Source organism: Paenibacillus sp. sg306046 (assembly GCF_059821225.1).
In genome coordinates, this window is record NZ_JCAMRT010000001.1 from 67,402 (window position 1) to 84,102 (window position 16,701).

Genomic DNA, 16,701 nt, shown 5'->3' on the forward strand with positions numbered 1-16,701 from the left:
GCTTTTTTAATCAAAAAAATCTGAAAAAACTTCATCGTTCGTTGTATGCGCTTTCTTTAATTTAATTATAGTTATAATTCACATATTTGCAACAACTATTTTTATAAATCTTCTACAAACATATATTTTGTTTATTTCTGCAACATAAATTATAAATTTAGCTCTCTTCATTTCCGTAACAAAAAGACGCACACCACCGTAAGGTGGATGTGCGCCTGCAGTAGCCCGGCTTTCAAATCTTCACTCATCCTTGACTTTCCGCCATAGCGTTGTCCGGTTAATCGCCAGCCGTTTGGCTGCCCTGGACTGATTCATATCCTCCTGCTCCAGCACGATCCGGATGACATCCCGCTCGATTTCGGCCATCGTTTGGTTCAAATTAATGGCAGGAGCCGCCTTGGAGTCCAGCTTGTCAGGACGCTTCCGCTCCTTCAGCGCCCGCTCGACATCGGCTTTCTCAATAAATTCGCCCTGCGCGTGCAGCACGCATGCCCCGATTAAGTCGCGCAGCTCAAATAAATTTCCTTCCCATGACAGGTCGCGCAGCAGCTGCCACACATCCGGACGGATGCCGACAATTTGCTTGCCGTATTTGCCGTTGCATACCGCGACAAACGAGCGGGCCAAGCCTTCCAGATTGTCCAGCCGCTCCCGGAGCATCGGCAAATACAAGGCCTCCTCTCCGATCCATTCCTGCAGCCTTGCATCGAGACGGCCCTGCTGCCTCAGCTCCAGCGGCGACTGATGGAACGAAAAAATAATACGCAGGTCGACCGCTTTCATCCGTTCCAGCAGCTTCCTTTGCTGAGCGTTCGTAAACTGCTGAATGCCGCGAATGTGAACAAGCGTGCCTGCCCTGGCCGTTGAGAGCATAAATTCGAGTCTGCGGAACACCTTTTCATCGGAGCTGTACACGTCCAGCTCCAGCTGCTGCGCCTCCTTGCCGAACAAGGCGGCCAGCCCGCCGACAAAGATCCGCTTGCCCGTGCCTCTGCCGCCGTACAACGTCACCGGCAAGCCGCCGTCCAGCCGCAGCTTCGCAGCCTTCAACGCCTGATCCATCTCTTCATCCGAATGAATGTAAGACGGAAACGACTCAAGCTCGTAATCCGGATAAATGACGGACAGCCCGCTCTCCTCGGTCTCCCACGGCAGCCGGATGAGCAAATAGCTGTCGTCGGCATCCGCCTGCAGCTCCAGCCTAAGCTGCTGCACAGGCTCAACCACGACAAGCGGGCCGTTCTGACGCAGCTCGTCAGGCAGCTCCGCCAGCATATGCCCGAAAAAACGGCCAAGCTGGAAGCGCGGGCTTTCATGATGCTTGCGCAGCGTGCCCGTGGCAAATTGCAGCTGCAGCTTATGATTTAAAATCGCAAATTCACGTTCGCTTTCAAGCAGCAGCCGCTCGTAACGGCTTGTTTTCAGCTTGTAATCCATCAGCGAACGGCAAATCAGGCTGGCGTTGGAAAACGCCTCCTGCACGGACTCCCGTCCGGAGGTGATCAGCACCCCCTGCATGCCAAGCTCATTAGCCAGCCGGACAGTCACCGTATCGCCGACGATCACCTGCACCCCTGCTATTTTGGCAGCGGCGAGCGCATCCTTGACCTCATGCTCATTGCTTACTTCCACATAAGGAAAATGATAATCGAGCAAATTGGACACCGACACGAAGCTTTGAATAATATTAGCAAATCCGATCAGCATAACCTTTGCTTCATATTCCTTCATCAAGGTCAGCATCCGCAGCACATCAAAGCCCGATACCTGAATTTCAATGACCGGCAGCCTCGTATGCCGCTCCAGCAGCTGAGCCGTTCCGCCGCGGCTAATAATTGCGTCGCAATCGCCCGGTTTCAGCTTCTCGATCAGCTGCACGCTTTCTTTCATGTCCGCTACGACAATCCGGTACTCAAATCCCGCATGACTCGGCTTCATTTGTTTGATAAGCTCACTTAATCCATGATAAGGAGCCACGACGAGCACCTTCATAATCGTTCACCTTCCTTCGTTTCTACGTCTATCTTAGCTTTCCTGTATTTCAATTTGCAACAAGTTTATGAAAGGACCAAGAGACTCCCTCATTCCAAGCACCGGCGACACGCTGGGCTGGCAAGACAAAACCCGCGCCGCACGAGGCTTTTGTTCGTTTGCACGGCCGCTCCCACCTATTATATAATGCTACAGTAGACCTATTCGTGTGATTTACATCACAATCGCCGGCCTCTCATGCATGAACGTGTGATTTGTTCCCGTTACCTAACCTGCGGCGGTCCAGTCACCCGTTTAATTAAAAAAAGGAGCCTCCGCCATGCAGACACATCCGATTCAAATTTTACGCGTTACAGGCTTGTTAGACGGCTTGTCCTTATTAATCCTGCTCACAATCGCCATGCCCCTGAAATATGTATGGGAGATTGATAAAGCCGTCACCATTGTAGGCAGTATTCACGGCGCTATTTTCAGCTTATATGTACTTGCTATCGTCTATGCCGCTATCCGTATAAGATGGAACATCCTGTGGTCCGCTGCCGCACTCCTTGCAGCCTTTATCCCGCTCGGCAACTTCCTGCTCGATTGGAAGCTGAAAAAGAAAGTAGAGGCCAGCTAAGCGGTGACGGATGAAGCAAGCGATGACTGGCGGGGCGATGCTTCTCTCCCCGATCCTCGCCGGCACAGCATCTCGCTCCACCGCTTGCAGCCAAAGCCGTGTATCACTATGCGGCTCTGGCTGCGTTTGGGTTAGTAACGCTCGACTTCTTCCTGTCGGTACGCTAAATTCCATCTAAATGATTAAATGTTTAGTTATACGGTTGAAATGGAGACGATTACTGCCATGGAACATTCAAATACGGCACAGCTGGAAAGTCAGGTTCACCGGCAGCTACGGGCGTGCAGCTCCATATTTCTGGCATTAGCCGATCCGATCCGCCAGGATATTATTATGATGCTCACCAAGCATGACTCGCTAAACGTCGCCCAAATTACGGAACGCTCTCCCATGTCCAGATCGGCCATCTCCCATCATCTTAAAATTTTGCGGCAGGCCGGGTTGATCTCATCCAATAAAGCAGGCACAGAAATTTTTTATGAGCTGAATATCGAGTCCGCCACGTTGCAGCTGAAAGATTTTATAGAAACAACCGAACAAATTATTGAGCTCAAAAAATAAAAGGCTGCCCCCAGCCTTCTTCTTTTGGCTTATATAACCGTATAATTAAACATTTAATTATATGGTTCTTTTTATAAGGGACAATTTCAAGGAGGCTACAGGTATGCAGGAAACCGTTTTAATTACAGGCGCATCCAGCGGAATCGGCAAGCAATTTGCGGAAATATTCGCAAGCAAGCGGCATTACCGGGTGATTCTCGCGTCGTGAAATGAAGAGAAGCTGCAAGCAATCGCCCGTCATTTAACGGAACGGTATCAAGCAGAGGTCGCTGTGGTTCCCGTTGATTTGGCCCAGGCAAACGGGCCTCAGCACTTGTATGATGCCCGGCATAACAAACGGCTCCAGCCCGACATCCTGATCAACAATGCAGGAATGGGCTCGTTCGGCTTGCTGCATGAGCAGAATCGGCAGTCGGAGCTGGAGATGCTCCAATTAAATGTGCAGTCGCTCTCTCATCTGATGATGCTGTTTCTCCCGGAAATGGTGCGAAGAAAGAGCGGCCGTATTCTGAACGTCGGCTCGACCACTTCCTTTTACGCATGTCCGTTAAGCGCCAACTATTCCGCCTCCAAAGCGTTTGTGCTGTCCTTAACGGAAGCAGTCGCCAATGAGCTTCAAGGCACCGGCGTCAGCGTCACCGCCCTTTGTCCGGGAGCGACAGCGACGGGGTTTTTCCGCCAAGCGAATATGGAGCAGCAGAAGATTGCCGCCGCCGATGCGCTGATGGACGCCAGAAAAGTGGCGGAGCACGGCTTCAACGCCTTGATGAAGGGAAAAACATTTGTGATTCCCGGCTTCCAAAACTGGCTGCTCGCCCAAGCTCCCCGTTTCTTCCCGAGACAAAAGGGTGCCGACAAATCAAAATGGGAGGTGCTGAAAATGAATGAACCGACTTTGAAAAAAGCGATGGACACGCTGGAATTTCTCAGCCAGGACCGGGAAGCTCGCCCGCCAATTTCGTTTCCCTTGTCAGACGGCTCGGATACACGTATGCAGCGCTAGCCCTGACCCTCTGTCCGCTGCTTGATTTGCTCCAGCGTCTGCATCCAGAACCGTTTCATAATGTCTCGCAGGTAGACATCTTCCAGCATTTCCTGATGAATCGCAACGGTCGTTTTACCGGAAGCAGCGGGCAATAAGTACAGCTGTAGTCGTGACGGGCTTTCCCAGTTGGAGCGTTGCCAGGTCATGCGTAATTTTTCATAAGGCTTAACCACTGTCAATTTCCCGGACAAGCCCTCCGTTGACTTGAACTCATAGCCCGCTTGCCATTGTACGGGAGCCACGTCCCCGATCCACAATAACAGTCCGTCCCTGGATGTGAGAAAGTCCCAGAGCTGTTCCTTTGTCGCAGCCAGCGTTTTCCTGACTCCGATTTGAACACCGGCATCCTTGGTGACGCCAACCGGCACACGCCCCATAAGCTGAGCATACATAACCGCAATCCATTCTCCCCACTCCTCCGAGGTGTTGTACTCGCGGCAAAGGTGATCCTTGATTTGGCCATGCGACCATCCGCCGTCCACCGCTGGCTCCAAGGCAGCGACCCATTCTTCCCACGAACGCCCGGTAGCCTGTCGTACAGCTTGCTTGAAGATGAGACCTGGCATGCATAGCCCTCCTCCGCTTTGCTCTTTTCGATCTTACAATTAGTATACTGCTGCCGTATTTTACTCACAACGTCCATCGAAAAGATGAACACAGCCGCCCGGCGTTGACCAACCGGCGAATCGTTTCCCACACGGCAGGTTATGCCTCACAGCCTGTCGAATGATGAAGAATGATGAGCTATGATCCAAGTCAGCCGGTTCACTTATTACCTTTGTTAACCTAGCCAGGGAGGACTGTTACGATGGGAACTATTTTGATCGTCGAAGACGAGGACGCGATATCCCGCGTACTTGCCGCATACATTCGCAAAGCTGGCTTTGACAGCCACATTTGCAGCGACGGCTTGCAGGCCCTAGACGCGTTCGAACGGCTGCAGCCTGTACTTGTGCTGCTGGACGTGATGCTTCCGGGCATGGACGGCTGGGACATTCTGAGCCGGGTGCGCCAACGAAGCGCCTGTCCCGTCATTATGCTGACCGCCAGAATAGACGTGAGCGACCGGATCATGGGCCTGAATGAAGGGGCCGATGATTACATCTCGAAGCCGTTTGAGCCGGACGAAGTCGTCGCCCGCATTCATGCCGTGCTCAGACGTCCGCCTCGCTCGCTGCTCGGCCCGGGTCAGGTCACCTTCGGAAGCTTCCGCGTTGACTTTAAATCGCGCAGCATTTTTCTTAACGGAGCCAGCTTGACTGCTACACCGCGCGACCTGTCGCTGCTGCTGTTTCTCGCAGAGCATCCGAATCAGCTGTTCACCAGGGAACAGCTGATCGAAAACGTATGGGGAATGGATTATGAAGGCAGCGACCGGGCTGTCGATCTGGCGATCAAGCGGCTTCGCAGGCTGCTGTTGCATTGGCCGCCGGAAGAAGGAGAAATTCGAACGCTGCGGGGAACGGGGTACCAGCTGTATGCCAACACAAGAGGTTAGCCGGCAGACGCTGCTGCGCCGTTGGACGTTTCGTTACGTGCTGACGCTGTTTATCGGGCTGCTGACCATTGGTCTGGCCGCTACGGTCTGGATTCGGCAGGACACGATTCACGAACGAAAGCAGGCGCTGCAAGCGTTCGCTCAAGAAGCCGCCCTGCATATCACAGACAAAGACGGCCGTCTCGCCATTCCCAACGGCTTCTACGAGTGGATTGACCTTACGCAGCGGCGCTATCAGCTTCCCGGACAGTTCGCCCTGACGGTGCTCGACCACGGCGGGATCACGGTCTTTACGAAGACAGCCCCTCCCGGCCCAGGGGAAAATAACACGGACCTGCCTGAGCCAAGTGATCAGCTCCGTGGCTTTCGCTCCGGCGACAGCTATTTCGTAACCGTACCGGTAAAAGGCTCAGCTTCGTCGGACAGCCCGAGCATCGGCTCAGTCGTCATCGCCTACTCCTACCAGGAGCTGGCCCGCGTTAATCAGAACTATTACTTGATCGCCTCGCTGCTGCTCGCCGCAGGCTTGCTCGGCTGGACAATCATTTATTTGCTGCTGCGACACGTCAAGAAACCGCTGAATCAGTTGGCCGAAGCGCTCAACCGAATGGAAGGCGGCGACTATAAGGCAACTGTACCGGCCCAGGTCAAGGAGCAGGAAATTCACGAGCTGCTCGTCTCATTCCAAACGATGGCAGCTCGCCTCGGTACCTTGGAGGAGCTGCGAACCGAATTGCTCGCGGGTGTTACTCATGATTTGAAGACACCCATCGCTTCGATTCACGGCTTGATTCATGCTGTTCGCGATCAAGTCGTTGCCGATGAAGAAGCCGATGAATTTCTGGACATGGCTTTGACGCAGACACGCAGGCTGCAGGAGATGGTCACCGACCTGCTGGACTTTAACGCGTTTGCCTCCGGCAGTCTTCGCGTTGTCCAAGAGCCGCTAGAGCTCGGCAAGCTGCTGGGTGAAATCACGTACCAATGGAGCCTGCTTGATCCGGCAGAAAGCCTGCGGCTCGTTGTTGATCTTCCGAACGATACTTGCCTGTCCAACGGGGATGCCAGCCGCATTCAGCAAATTATGATCAACCTGATGAACAACAGCCGTCAAGCGCTCCAAAGCCGCGGCATGATTCACATTACCTTATCGGCGCATGCAGAGGGCGTTTGCGAGATCCGGGTGCAAGACGACGGGCCCGGCATACCGGAAGCGGAGCAAGCCCATATATTCGAGCGTTACTATCGCGGCGAAAGCAAAAAGCTGGCCGTCAGCGGCCTGGGTCTCGGCCTTACGTACAGCCGAATGCTGGCTGTTGCCATGAATGGGCAGCTTAACTTGCTCAGCAGCACGCCGCAGGGCACGACGTTCCAGCTGCTGCTGCCAGGACAGCAGAATGGGGCCTGACCGCTGCGTATTCATCCGAATGGGGCATGCGCAGCTTTTTTTACACAAAGGTTGGCTTTGACATTTGCCTGACACACTCCTCGGTTATTCTACTAGTAGACCAGCTATACAAGCTGCACTAACATAACCGTTATTCGAGAGGAGTTATCCGTATGACATCAACATCCAGCAAACTCAAGCTTACGATTTCGCTCGTTTCCTTGCTCGCCCTCAGCATTGCCGCCGTGCCGCTCGTTGTCGCCTGCTCCGCCTTATCCGCCCCCTCCTCCGGTGTTGCGTCGGCTGCCGGTCAGACCCCTCCGGCCAAGCCGGCAACTCCAAAGCCTGCTCCGCCCAAGCCGACTGAAGGCAGAGCAGCCGAAGCCGTCACCCGTTCTACGGACGCCAACGGCTATACCATCGTCATCTCCGGGGGCTATGAAACGGACCCGCAGGATAAAGGCAGGCCGGTCGTGCTGATTGCCGCTGCGCTTGGCGTACCGACCGAAGTATTTCGTGATGCGTTCAGCGGAGTCAAGCCCGCAGGCGCCGGAAGCGCCGGACCTACCCAGGAAGAAGCCAGAGCCAACAAAGCGGTCTTACTGAGCGTATTGGCGCCGTACGGTATTAGCAATGAGCGGCTGGATGAGGTGTCCAACTACTACCGGTACAGCGAAGTCAAAGGCGAAGTGTGGAAAAGAACCCCGGCGGTCTTGTCTACGACGGTTCAGAACGGGGTTGTGACAGGCATCACGATCACCGAGCCAGGCTCCGGTTACTCCTCCGCTCCTGTGCTCACGATCACCGGACCCGGCGGTACCTTGACCGCCACGGCAACGATCGCCTACAATTCGGATCTCCAAACCAACGGCAGCCTGTCTGCGATAAAGCTTCAACCTTAGCGATTACGCAAATAAAGGCTGCCCCAATCCCTTAATTGCAGCAAAACAGGAATGAGACTTTGCCCGGTAGGCGTCAATGCATATTCGACCTTGGGCGGCACTTCCGCATAAATCGTACGCTTCACCAAGCCGTCATCCTCAAGCTCGCGCAATTGACGGGTCAAGGTGCGGTGGGTGATGTGCGCCAGTGTTTTTTGCAGCTCATTAAATCGAATCACCTCGCGCGTAGTCAGCTGATACAAAATCAGAATTTTCCATTTCCCTCCTACGAGATTAACCGCTGCTTCGACAGGGCAGGTTTGTTCGGGATTTCCGTATTGTTGATCCATATGCGCTCCTCTACAGTATCCCGCAGGATACCCGATATCTATAATGTGCGTACTTCCCTCATTTGTGATCGTTCATTAAGATAAGACTATCACTTCCTTCACGCTTTCAGCAATTTCTGGTGAACTACGATAATAAGGAGAGGTCAAATGATGAAGCACGCTAACCGATATCTGGTTTATGGAGCATCCGGCGTACAGGGAGGTGCGCTGGCGCGTTTACTGCTGGCAGAGGGGTGGCATGTACGTTCGGTTACACGCCATGAACAGACGGCTTCTCAGTTACAAGAGCAAGGCATAGAAGCCATCGTCGGGGATTTGGAAGATGGGGACTTGCTGGATCGCGCACATGAGGGCATCGATCACGTATTTCTGAATATCCCGGTTAACTTTGATGTGACCCAGGTGAGAAGCTATATTCAGCATGCCGTACACGCAGCGCAGCGGGCCAACATTAAACTGCTCGTCGTAAACACGAGTGTGTATGTACCGGAGCAGGCAACCGAAGCGCTGGCAATCGAGCTGAAACGGGAATTGGTCGATTACGTCAAGCAAAGCGGGGTACCCTTTATTATTGTGCAGCCGATCTTGTACATGGAAAACTTCCTTATACCGGGTCTGCTGAACAAGGGCACGCTCGCTTATCCTGTGCCTTCTGACAAGCCCATCGCCTGGATTAGCGCCGAGGATGCCGCCAAGTTCCATTTCTATGCATTAACGCATCCACAGCTTGCCGGCAGCACGCTGCAGGCGCCGGGCCCCGAAGCTTTGACCGGGCAGCAGCTAGCGGAGCGCTTCAGCGAAGCTTTAGGCGAACCGGTAAGCTTTTATCCGCTGCCGCTCAACAGCTTCGAGGAAGCCATCGGCTCTTTGCTGGGCGAACAGACGGCTTCCGGACTAACCGGGCTTTACCGCTGGATTCACGCCAATACCGCTTCCTTGCCCCAGCCTGATCAGATCAACCCGCAGATCCAATCAGACGTTCAACGGACACGACTGGCGCAATGGCTGGCAAAGACGATCGAGCAGGGACAGCTTGCCGCTAACTGACCTGCTCGCCCTGTTCATTTAATGTCCTTCTGAGCGGGACAACGCCTCCATCACATAGCAGGTTTTGCGAATGCCTGCATAAAAGTAGTCCACCCGCAGGTTCTCATTAGGAGCATGCTGGTTTTGATCATAGTTGGCGTAAGGCACGATAACGGAGGGAAGCTTCAACGTCTGGGTCCATATATAATCGGGGAGCGTCCCTCCCAGACTCGGCAGTACAACAGGCTTGCGGCCGGTAGCCTGCTCCAGCGCCGCAATGACGCTGAGCACGGCCGGATGATCAGCCGGCGTGCGCGAAGGCGGAACAGCGCCCTTGCGCACGATTCGGATTCCCGGATCATGGCTGTGAATATGCTTTTCCACCGCAGCGTAAACCTGCCCGGCATCTTGTCCGTCAACAAGACGAATCTCCAGACGGACAGTCGCTCGGGCAGGAATGACGGATTTGCCGCAGCGCCTCCAGATCATACGGTATGCCGCGCAGCAGCTCACGCTGCTCCTCCACAAACTGGGCCAGCCCCAGGCTGCCCGACTTGTCCCCGCCTTCGATCACAAATTTCACATTCACGGGCAGTCGGCCATACGCATCCACATACGTCTTGATCGTCAGCAGATTGGCGACAAATTGCCCTTTGTTGTCCCCGGCGCCGCGCGCGTAGATGCGTCCGTTGCGAACTTCCGGGGTGAAAGACTCACTCTCCCATTCCTTCAGCGGCTCGGGGGGGGGGGGGCTGCACATCGTAATGGCCATAGATGAGCAGGGTCTTTTTATTGTCAGGCTCGGTCCGTTCTCCATAAATGATCGGATGGCCTGCCGTTCGTACAGCCGATTTTCAATCCCGCACTCTGTCATCAGCTCCTGGGTCAGGCGGGCGCATTCCCTGATTCCGATATTTCTTATGCTGATACTTGGCTGCCGCAGCAGCTCAGGCTGCTCGTCGCGGCATGGCTTCGGGCGTAGCCGAGCCTACATCAATCATGGCATCGACGGGATCACCCGGCAGCACATATAATTTCCGCAGCCGTGTCATGTCCTGTCTTCAGGGTTGAGCCTGTTCATGCCGTTAGCCTTCGATATAGACATCGTTAAAGATCGGGTAGCTTAAATAGTCGAAGCTTCGCCCTTTCACCGACTTGCTTGATCCTACCGTGTACGGGAAAATGTAAATGGGCAGGATCGCCGCATTGCTGTGGATGTACTGCTGCACTTTTTTATACAGCTCGGCTCTCCGCCCATCGTCGAATTCGACAGCCGCCTCATCCAGCCATTTATCAACCTCGGGGTTCGACAAATTAGAGAATGTAGCCCTTGCGCCTTGTGCAGGCGTGCGGTAAAAGCTGACAAGTGCATTCGGATCGCTATTGACCTGACTATTGCCATAAATCTCATGCTCACCGTTTGCCAGCACGACAGTTGCGATATCATTGGTCAATTGGATATTCACTTGTATGCCGATTTTTTTGAGCTGCTGCACCATCAGTGCGATGTCGTTGCGCTTCTCCCGATTTGGCGAGCCGTCTACATAGTGCAGCGTCAGCTTCTTGCCGTCCTTCTCGCGGATGCCGTCCGCTCCAGGCGCCCGGCCAAGCTCATCAAGCAGCGGTCCGGCTTTCTGCGGATCAGGCTTCACCGAATTTTCCAGCGAAGCGTCATACCCGAAGAGCGTAGGAGACAAGGCTGACCAGGCGCGCTCGTAGTTTCCGAGGTACAACGTTTTTAAGATGGTATCGACATCCACGCCCAGTTGAATCGCTTGCCGCGCTTTCAGTTCATTCCAGGGCGCTTCGGTCCACTCCGTTGCCAGCCATGGCTTGATCGTCCCGTCGCTTGTCCTGACGACAAGATTGTCGAAGATCGTCCGGCAGACGCGAATCGCAACCGCCAGCCCGCTGCGGGCCGGATCAAGCGAATCAGGCGAGGTAGCCAGCGCAAAGGTCAAATCGCCGCTTTTCGCGCCGTTCCCGGCGGATGGCTGGGAATTGGAGCTGCCGGATGGAGCCGCCGTAGACTCCTTGCCCGGATTTCCCTGGCCTGAGCAGGCAGCCCGCCCGGCACAGTAGGCATAATAATAACTCCGTCCACCGCATGCTCCTCGTACCAAAGCTGGATGTTGTCGCCGCGCCCAGCGCCGATAGAATCGTAAGCGGCTCAAAGCGATTCAGAAAGTGGGGAATGGATTGCTCCATAATTTGCAAGCCATCGGCAATAAATACAACATCAAATTTTGCCTGTTCGGCAAGCTGGGCTTGACGCTTACAAAACTCGATATTCACGCTTGCATCAGAGGGCAAGTCGGGATGCCTCCAGGTCGACACACTGGACCCGACTCCATGTATAGAGGCTCCTAGCTTCAATTGTCCCTTTCTTGTCATCAAAAAGCTCCCCTCTCGTTCCGTTTTGCAATTTCAAACAAAACCTATAAATTAAGTATGAATTTGGATTGTATAAAAAATATCACCCCTGCGCTGCAACGTCAATGGCTGACCTAATAGATAAGTTCTATCGAAATATTCAATATCGAATGAGAGGGCATTTGAACGTATGAAGTGTTATATTTTAGTTGTAATCCCCTATTGTTAGCTTTAATTCCAGTTTGATATAATTCCAGTTAACTAGCGAGCCAGTCATAGAGATTGTCCTTGATGGTGAAGAGGATTTTTTGGAAGCGATTTCAGAAGGTGTTTGAAAGCGGGGTGATCGTTGAGGTTCTGTGTCTGATCCTAGTTGTAAGCTTTTTTGTCTTCTTGCAAGCTCTTAATTTAAAAACGAAGGGATGTCTATGTCAATGAAAAAACGTTTATTCTCGATGCTTATTGTTATCGTTTGCATGTTCACCGCGGCTTTACCTGTATCCGCCAGCAATGATGCCAGCTTGTCCATAGAGGGTTATGGTAAGACTGAATCCACAGGCTTGGTGCAAGGCAGTTCGCTCGGGTTTTTACATGTGACCAGCTTCGGTAACAGCAACGATGCCGTCTATTATTCAGTGACAGACCAAAATGATGATTTGGTCGCTTCCGGATGGGTACAGCGGAATTCTTCGATTATTTACAATGGCAATTTTCCCGTAACTATCAGTGGGCAAGCCACCTTTTCTCGCAACTATTGGAATACAACTCCAACAACTCACCTTAATCTGACCTTAACCTGCTCGGCGTTTTGCGATACAAACGGATATATTGAAGTGACGAATTAAGAGTAGAGCACCCAATTCCTTGGACGAATTGGACGAAGCTGTCCATTCCTCGCAACGCGACGGTGAAGCGGCCTGATGGCCTGCTTCGCTTCGGTCGTATTGTAAGCTCTTAATTTAAAATGAAGGGATGTCTGCTGTCATGAAAAAACGTTTATTTACGATGCTTATAGGTATCATTTGCATGTTCACCGCAGCTTTACCTGTATCCGCCAGCAATGATGCAAGCTTGTCCATATTGGGTTATGGTCAAACTTACTCCACAGGCTTGCTGCAGGGCAGCATGATCAGTACTTTAAATTTGCATAACTTTGGCGGCAGCAGCGATGAAATCTATTATGCAGTGACCGACCAAAATAATGATCTGGTCGTTTACGGATGGCTGCAGCCCAATTCTTCGGTTTTCTACAATGGTTATATGCAGTCAACCGACATTAATGGGCGCGCCTCCTTTTTTCGCAACTATTGGAATATGACCCCGACAACTGACCTCAATCTTACCATAACCTGCTCCGCAGCCTGCGATGCATCGGCATATATTGAAGTAAATTAGCAAGCATCGTATATTCCCTTGAACGGATGGGACGAGCGGGGCTATTAAGGTTGCAGTAATGCAAAGGATATGTTAAGCTTTCACTAAATTTGACGAACGGAGCTGAAGAGAATGTAGTAACAATTCTTGCTTGAAGGTTGAAGAATAAAACCTATCGTTTTGTTCTTTATAAGCAAGAAGGTTACCCATTCTTTTCACTCAACAAATATACCCTTATTTGGCCTGGGATCAGGCTGAATTTGTTATATTTCTATGAGCTGCGAGAAAGGTAACTTTCTTGCAGCTCTTTTTTTTGCGTTCACACAAATGTGTCTCTTCAAGAGGGCTGTACTCGAAGCTTTTCTTATCTTCCAAAAGGAGAGGATTCTTATGTCCGTGATTAAAGTGACAAACCTGACGTTTGCCTATGAGGGCAGTTACGATAACATCTTCGATCAAGTGAGCTTTCAGCTAAATACCAACTGGAAGCTGGGCTTCACGGGAAGAAACGGCCGGGGAAAAACAACATTCCTGAACCTGCTGCTTGGCAGCTATGCCTATAGCGGAACCATTAACGCTGACGTCAGCTTTGACTATTTCCCTTTCCAGATTACACACAAGGAACACCATACCTTGGACATCCTAAGCGAGATTTACCCGGATTTTCAGCATTGGGAGCTTCTGCGCGAGCTTTCGTTGCTCAAGGTGTCGGAGGATGTTTTATACAGGCCATACCATACGTTGTCCAACGGCGAGCAAACCAAGGTTCAACTAGCCGCCTTGTTTCTCAAAGAAAACCGTTTCCTGCTCATCGACGAGCCGACTAACCATCTGGATCTGCACGCCCGGAAGCAGGTCAGCGATTATTTAAACGCCAAGAGCGGTTTTATTCTGGTGTCTCACGACCGGGCGTTTCTTGACAACTGTGTGGACCACATTCTGTCGATCAACAAAACCAGCATTGACGTGCAGAAAGGAAGCTTCTCCGATTGGTGGCAAAATAAACAACGTCAGGATCACTATGAGCTGGCCGAGAACGAAAAGCTGCTTAAAGACATCAAACGGCTGAATGAGGCGGCAAAACGAACGAGCAGCTGGTCGCACGAGGTGGAGAAAACGAAAAACGGCACCCGCAATTCCGGCTCTAAGGTAGACAAAGGGTATATCGGTCACAAGGCCGCAAAAATGATGAAACGGTCCAAGTCGATGGAGCATCGGCAGCAATCTGCGATCGAAGAAAAATCCCAGCTTCTTAAAAATATCGAAAGCTCGGAGGCTCTGAAGCTTTCGCAGCTGACCTACCATAAATCCCAGTTAGTCGAGCTGGATCGGGTTTCCATTCAGTACGGCGAGCAAACCGTTTGCCGCGACGTTAGCTTTACAATCGAGCAAGGGGACCGGATTGCGATCTCAGGCCCGAATGGCTCCGGAAAATCAAGTCTGCTCAAGCTGATTTGCGGCGAGGACCTTTCATTCTCCGGCACGTTCCGAAAAGGAAGCCAGCTAAAAATTTCCTACGTTTCCCAGGACACTGCCCATTTGCAGGGCAGGCTGTCCGATTATGCCAAACATGAAGGGCTTGACGAAAGCCTGTTCAAAGCAATTTTAAGAAAGCTTGACTTTGCGCGCATTCAATTCGAAAAGGATATGGCCTCCTTCAGCGGCGGTCAAAAAAAGAAGGTGCTGATCGCCAAAAGCCTTTGCGAGCAGGCTCACTTGCATATTTGGGACGAACCGCTGAATTTTATAGATGTCATTTCCCGGATGCAAATCGAAGCGCTGCTGCTGGAGTATTCTCCGACCCTTCTATTTGTCGAGCACGACAGTGCGTTTTGTCAGCATGTCGCCACTAAGTTTGTGGAATTGAAGGGGCATTAATCCGTTAACAACAGCGGCCCCGCGAAAAGCGCTGCGTATGCAGACTTTTCGCGGGGCACGCCTTGCCAAGCCCGCTATACCTCTAATTGGAATGAATTGAACCAAGCGTTTGCAGCATTCTGATGAACACGGCCGCCGCCTGGGCGCGCGTCGTTTCCCCCAACGGATCGAACTTATTCTCGGAAGTTCCTGTCATGATGTTCAGCTTGACCATCAGGCGAATTCCTTCTATATATGCCGCGTTCCCGACTCCAATATCGTTAAATACAAGCCAAGGAAATTGTGAAAATCGCTCCACTAGCTTTAACGCGCACGAGCTTAAAAGCCGCTCAAGCCTTGGCTGCTAAGGTTATTTTTCACCAGCTGAGCCAGCTTTTGCGCACCGGCGTAGTTCGGATGCAGCGAATCCCCCGTCATATACAGGTTAAGTGTTGCTGCCGGACCAATAGAAGTGAAATAAGCGGAGCTGAGCACATTCAGATCAACGAGCGTTACGTTCTCCTCGGCCGCCAGCGCCATTGTCGCCGCTCTGTACCATCTTCCTGTCGAGGAATGGATATTGCTTGCATTAAAATCAGTTGCCCGGCCTTGTGGCGTCGATAAGACAACTGTCGCCCCCTTCGCTTTTACTTGCTTCACCATATCGCGCATAATTTCCTTAAACTGCGCTTCGGTCGTTTCATTTTTCGCATTGGTATCGTTAATGCCGAACTGGAGAATGAAATAATCGCCCGGCTTAATGTATTTCAATATGGCTGCCAGCTGCCCGTCATCGCGGAAGCCTCTGGCAAACTGTCCCCCCGTCGCCATATTGCGTACCTGGAACGTGTTTGCGTTTACATATTGCTTCAGCATCTGGCCCCAGCCGCCCTGCACACTGCTCGCCAGCGGGTAATAGTTGGCAACCGTCGAATCGCCGCCGATATAGATCGTGCGCTTCGTCACGGGATTGTTCGAAATTTTCGTAATTTCCAGTGAGCTGAGCGTAAACGCAGTACCTGCCTTGCCCTCCGTTACCAATATATTGAGCTGTCCGTCGGTAATGGGAATTTGAAAAGAATCTGTTGCCTGATTGCCTGTCATATTCATAATTTGATAAACGCCTTCTGCGGCCACGCTGGCTCTCGCCGTATTACCCAGCATCACTTTTACTTCGTACAAGCCGTTGGATAAATCAACATTAAAGGTATTCGTGCTGTTCGTACCGAAGGTCAAAAACCGTACCGCATCACTGCCCACGCCCGTTCCGGACGCCGTAACATTTTGCATATTAGCCGGTGTATTAAAACCGTATCCAGTCGCGGCTGAATAAGCCTTCGCTGCCGAAACGCCTATGTAGCCCGGCTCAACCGCACCGTTGCCAAAATCAAACTTGTAGTTGTCTGCTGCGCTTACCTTTTCCTCCTGAATCAAGCTGATTCCGCCGAGCAATAACGTAAAAACAAGCCCCATCAAAAAAATTTTCGAACATCGTTTCTTCGTCACTACACGTCCTCCTTTTACATGATTGCCCTGGCAGCAGCGACAGCATGGAGTGTATTCAATATGGGCATAACTTCATTTTACCATTATTTATAAATAATTTATATATAATTACAACAAAATAATCTGCCAGAACAAAGCGCCATACTTGCGTGATCGGCTTCTTCAACTTTCGCTACTTAAACATGCAAAAAGCGCACACTCTTTAATGAGAGTATGCGCTCGTGCGCTTGAG

General features: G+C 51.9%; 18 protein-coding genes and 1 pseudogene. 10 read left to right on the plus strand and 9 right to left on the minus strand.

Annotation, left to right across the window (positions count from 1 at the left end; all coding sequences use genetic code 11):
* Nucleotides 1-240: 240 nt before the first annotated feature.
* Nucleotides 241-1,992 (minus strand): PrpR N-terminal domain-containing protein, encoded by a 1,752-nt coding sequence (locus AC6ROY_RS00240; protein ID WP_500097953.1) that lies wholly within the window; start codon nucleotides 1,990-1,992, stop codon nucleotides 241-243.
* A gap of 319 nt (nucleotides 1,993-2,311) precedes the next feature.
* Between AC6ROY_RS00240 and AC6ROY_RS00245 the strand changes: the two genes are divergently transcribed.
* From AC6ROY_RS00245 to AC6ROY_RS00255, 3 genes are all read left to right on the plus strand, one after another.
* The gene (locus AC6ROY_RS00245) at nucleotides 2,312-2,611 is read left to right on the plus strand and encodes a DUF3817 domain-containing protein (RefSeq protein ID WP_500097954.1); all 300 of its coding nucleotides are present in this window, start codon (nucleotides 2,312-2,314) and stop codon (nucleotides 2,609-2,611) included.
* 225 nt (nucleotides 2,612-2,836) lie between these two features.
* The gene (locus tag AC6ROY_RS00250) at nucleotides 2,837-3,172 is read left to right on the plus strand and encodes an ArsR/SmtB family transcription factor (RefSeq protein ID WP_500097955.1); all 336 of its coding nucleotides are present in this window, start codon (nucleotides 2,837-2,839) and stop codon (nucleotides 3,170-3,172) included.
* Between the two features lie 220 nt (nucleotides 3,173-3,392).
* Entirely contained in the window at nucleotides 3,393-4,175 is a 783-nt protein-coding gene (locus AC6ROY_RS00255) for an SDR family NAD(P)-dependent oxidoreductase (RefSeq protein WP_500098276.1), read from the plus strand.
* Here the strand turns inward: AC6ROY_RS00255 and AC6ROY_RS00260 are convergent.
* Entirely contained in the window at nucleotides 4,172-4,783 is a 612-nt protein-coding gene (locus AC6ROY_RS00260) for an SRPBCC family protein (RefSeq protein ID WP_500097956.1), read from the minus strand. The two genes, AC6ROY_RS00255 and AC6ROY_RS00260, sit on opposite strands and share 4 nt — an antisense overlap.
* Nucleotides 4,784-5,025: 242 nt before the next feature.
* Here AC6ROY_RS00260 and AC6ROY_RS00265 point away from each other — a divergent pair, with 242 nt between their 5' ends.
* The 3 genes from AC6ROY_RS00265 (at nucleotide 5,026) to AC6ROY_RS00275 (ending at nucleotide 8,004) form a co-directional block, all read left to right on the plus strand.
* Entirely contained in the window at nucleotides 5,026-5,715 is a 690-nt protein-coding gene (locus tag AC6ROY_RS00265; protein ID WP_500097957.1) for a response regulator transcription factor, read from the plus strand.
* Nucleotides 5,696-7,123: a HAMP domain-containing sensor histidine kinase gene (locus AC6ROY_RS00270; RefSeq protein ID WP_500097958.1), complete on the plus strand. Its 1,428-nt coding sequence runs from the start codon at nucleotides 5,696-5,698 to the stop codon at nucleotides 7,121-7,123. Before AC6ROY_RS00265 ends, AC6ROY_RS00270 begins: the two co-directional genes overlap by 20 nt.
* Nucleotides 7,124-7,275: 152 nt before the next feature.
* Nucleotides 7,276-8,004, plus strand: a complete 729-nt coding sequence (locus AC6ROY_RS00275) for a hypothetical protein (RefSeq protein ID WP_500097959.1) — start codon at nucleotides 7,276-7,278, stop codon at nucleotides 8,002-8,004.
* Here AC6ROY_RS00275 and AC6ROY_RS00280 read toward each other — a convergent pair.
* Nucleotides 8,001-8,333 carry a winged helix-turn-helix transcriptional regulator gene (locus tag AC6ROY_RS00280; protein ID WP_500097960.1) on the minus strand — a complete coding sequence of 111 codons (333 nt, stop codon included), beginning with the start codon at nucleotides 8,331-8,333 and terminating at the stop codon, nucleotides 8,001-8,003. The two genes, AC6ROY_RS00275 and AC6ROY_RS00280, sit on opposite strands and share 4 nt — an antisense overlap.
* Nucleotides 8,334-8,480: 147 nt before the next feature.
* On the opposite strand from AC6ROY_RS00280, the gene AC6ROY_RS00285 reads away from it, so the two are divergent.
* Nucleotides 8,481-9,380: an SDR family oxidoreductase gene (locus AC6ROY_RS00285; RefSeq protein ID WP_500097961.1), complete on the plus strand. Its 900-nt coding sequence runs from the start codon at nucleotides 8,481-8,483 to the stop codon at nucleotides 9,378-9,380.
* A gap of 18 nt (nucleotides 9,381-9,398) precedes the next feature.
* On the opposite strand, the gene AC6ROY_RS00290 is transcribed toward AC6ROY_RS00285, so the two are convergent.
* The 4 genes and pseudogenes from AC6ROY_RS00290 to AC6ROY_RS00305 form a co-directional block, all read right to left on the minus strand.
* Nucleotides 9,399-9,743, minus strand: a complete 345-nt coding sequence (locus AC6ROY_RS00290; RefSeq protein ID WP_500097962.1) for a hypothetical protein — start codon at nucleotides 9,741-9,743, stop codon at nucleotides 9,399-9,401.
* Between the two features lie 31 nt (nucleotides 9,744-9,774).
* On the minus strand, nucleotides 9,775-10,131 hold the full coding sequence (locus AC6ROY_RS00295; protein WP_500097963.1) for a M20/M25/M40 family metallo-hydrolase: 357 nt from the start codon (nucleotides 10,129-10,131) through the stop codon (nucleotides 9,775-9,777).
* A gap of 313 nt (nucleotides 10,132-10,444) precedes the next feature.
* Nucleotides 10,445-11,533, minus strand: a complete 1,089-nt coding sequence (locus AC6ROY_RS00300) for an ABC transporter substrate-binding protein (protein WP_500097964.1) — start codon at nucleotides 11,531-11,533, stop codon at nucleotides 10,445-10,447.
* Nucleotides 11,454-11,753: pseudogene (locus AC6ROY_RS00305) on the minus strand (LLM class flavin-dependent oxidoreductase); the annotation flags it as partial. The pseudogene AC6ROY_RS00305 and the gene AC6ROY_RS00300, both read right to left, overlap by 80 nt.
* A gap of 413 nt (nucleotides 11,754-12,166) precedes the next feature.
* Between AC6ROY_RS00305 and AC6ROY_RS00310 the strand changes: the two are divergent.
* The 3 genes from AC6ROY_RS00310 (at nucleotide 12,167) to AC6ROY_RS00320 (ending at nucleotide 14,984) form a co-directional block, all read left to right on the plus strand.
* A complete protein-coding gene (locus AC6ROY_RS00310) occupies nucleotides 12,167-12,577 on the plus strand; it encodes a hypothetical protein (protein ID WP_500097965.1) in 411 nt (136 codons plus the stop codon).
* 139 nt (nucleotides 12,578-12,716) lie between these two features.
* Complete coding sequence (locus AC6ROY_RS00315) at nucleotides 12,717-13,127, plus strand: hypothetical protein (protein ID WP_500097966.1); 411 nt, start codon at nucleotides 12,717-12,719, stop codon at nucleotides 13,125-13,127.
* Between the two features lie 369 nt (nucleotides 13,128-13,496).
* Nucleotides 13,497-14,984, plus strand: coding sequence for an Lsa family ABC-F type ribosomal protection protein (locus AC6ROY_RS00320; RefSeq protein WP_500097967.1), 1,488 nt, complete (start codon nucleotides 13,497-13,499; stop codon nucleotides 14,982-14,984).
* A gap of 82 nt (nucleotides 14,985-15,066) precedes the next feature.
* On the opposite strand, the gene AC6ROY_RS00325 is transcribed toward AC6ROY_RS00320, so the two are convergent.
* Entirely contained in the window at nucleotides 15,067-15,282 is a 216-nt protein-coding gene (locus AC6ROY_RS00325) for an S-layer homology domain-containing protein (RefSeq protein WP_500097968.1), read from the minus strand.
* A 20-nt stretch (nucleotides 15,283-15,302) separates the two neighbouring features.
* Complete coding sequence (locus AC6ROY_RS00330; protein WP_500098277.1) at nucleotides 15,303-16,436, minus strand: rhamnogalacturonan acetylesterase; 1,134 nt, start codon at nucleotides 16,434-16,436, stop codon at nucleotides 15,303-15,305.
* Between the last annotated feature and the right edge of the window lie 265 nt (nucleotides 16,437-16,701).

What these genes read in the sequence shown, in the direction of transcription:
- AC6ROY_RS00240 (WP_500097953.1), bottom strand. Translation starts at nt 1,992, where the DNA reads ATGAAGGTGCTCGTCGTGGCTCCTTATCATGGATTAAGTGAGCTTATC.
- AC6ROY_RS00245 (WP_500097954.1), top strand. Translation starts at nt 2,312, where the DNA reads ATGCAGACACATCCGATTCAAATTTTACGCGTTACAGGCTTGTTAGAC.
- AC6ROY_RS00250 (WP_500097955.1), top strand. Translation starts at nt 2,837, where the DNA reads ATGGAACATTCAAATACGGCACAGCTGGAAAGTCAGGTTCACCGGCAG.
- AC6ROY_RS00260 (WP_500097956.1), bottom strand. Translation starts at nt 4,783, where the DNA reads ATGCCAGGTCTCATCTTCAAGCAAGCTGTACGACAGGCTACCGGGCGT.
- AC6ROY_RS00265 (WP_500097957.1), top strand. Translation starts at nt 5,026, where the DNA reads ATGGGAACTATTTTGATCGTCGAAGACGAGGACGCGATATCCCGCGTA.
- AC6ROY_RS00270 (WP_500097958.1), top strand. Translation starts at nt 5,696, where the DNA reads ATGCCAACACAAGAGGTTAGCCGGCAGACGCTGCTGCGCCGTTGGACG.
- AC6ROY_RS00275 (WP_500097959.1), top strand. Translation starts at nt 7,276, where the DNA reads ATGACATCAACATCCAGCAAACTCAAGCTTACGATTTCGCTCGTTTCC.
- AC6ROY_RS00280 (WP_500097960.1), bottom strand. Translation starts at nt 8,333, where the DNA reads ATGGATCAACAATACGGAAATCCCGAACAAACCTGCCCTGTCGAAGCA.
- AC6ROY_RS00285 (WP_500097961.1), top strand. Translation starts at nt 8,481, where the DNA reads ATGATGAAGCACGCTAACCGATATCTGGTTTATGGAGCATCCGGCGTA.
- AC6ROY_RS00295 (WP_500097963.1), bottom strand. Translation starts at nt 10,131, where the DNA reads ATGGCCATTACGATGTGCAGCCCCCCCCCCCCCGAGCCGCTGAAGGAA.
- AC6ROY_RS00310 (WP_500097965.1), top strand. Translation starts at nt 12,167, where the DNA reads ATGAAAAAACGTTTATTCTCGATGCTTATTGTTATCGTTTGCATGTTC.
- AC6ROY_RS00315 (WP_500097966.1), top strand. Translation starts at nt 12,717, where the DNA reads ATGAAAAAACGTTTATTTACGATGCTTATAGGTATCATTTGCATGTTC.
- AC6ROY_RS00320 (WP_500097967.1), top strand. Translation starts at nt 13,497, where the DNA reads ATGTCCGTGATTAAAGTGACAAACCTGACGTTTGCCTATGAGGGCAGT.
- AC6ROY_RS00330 (WP_500098277.1), bottom strand. Translation starts at nt 16,436, where the DNA reads ATGGGGCTTGTTTTTACGTTATTGCTCGGCGGAATCAGCTTGATTCAG.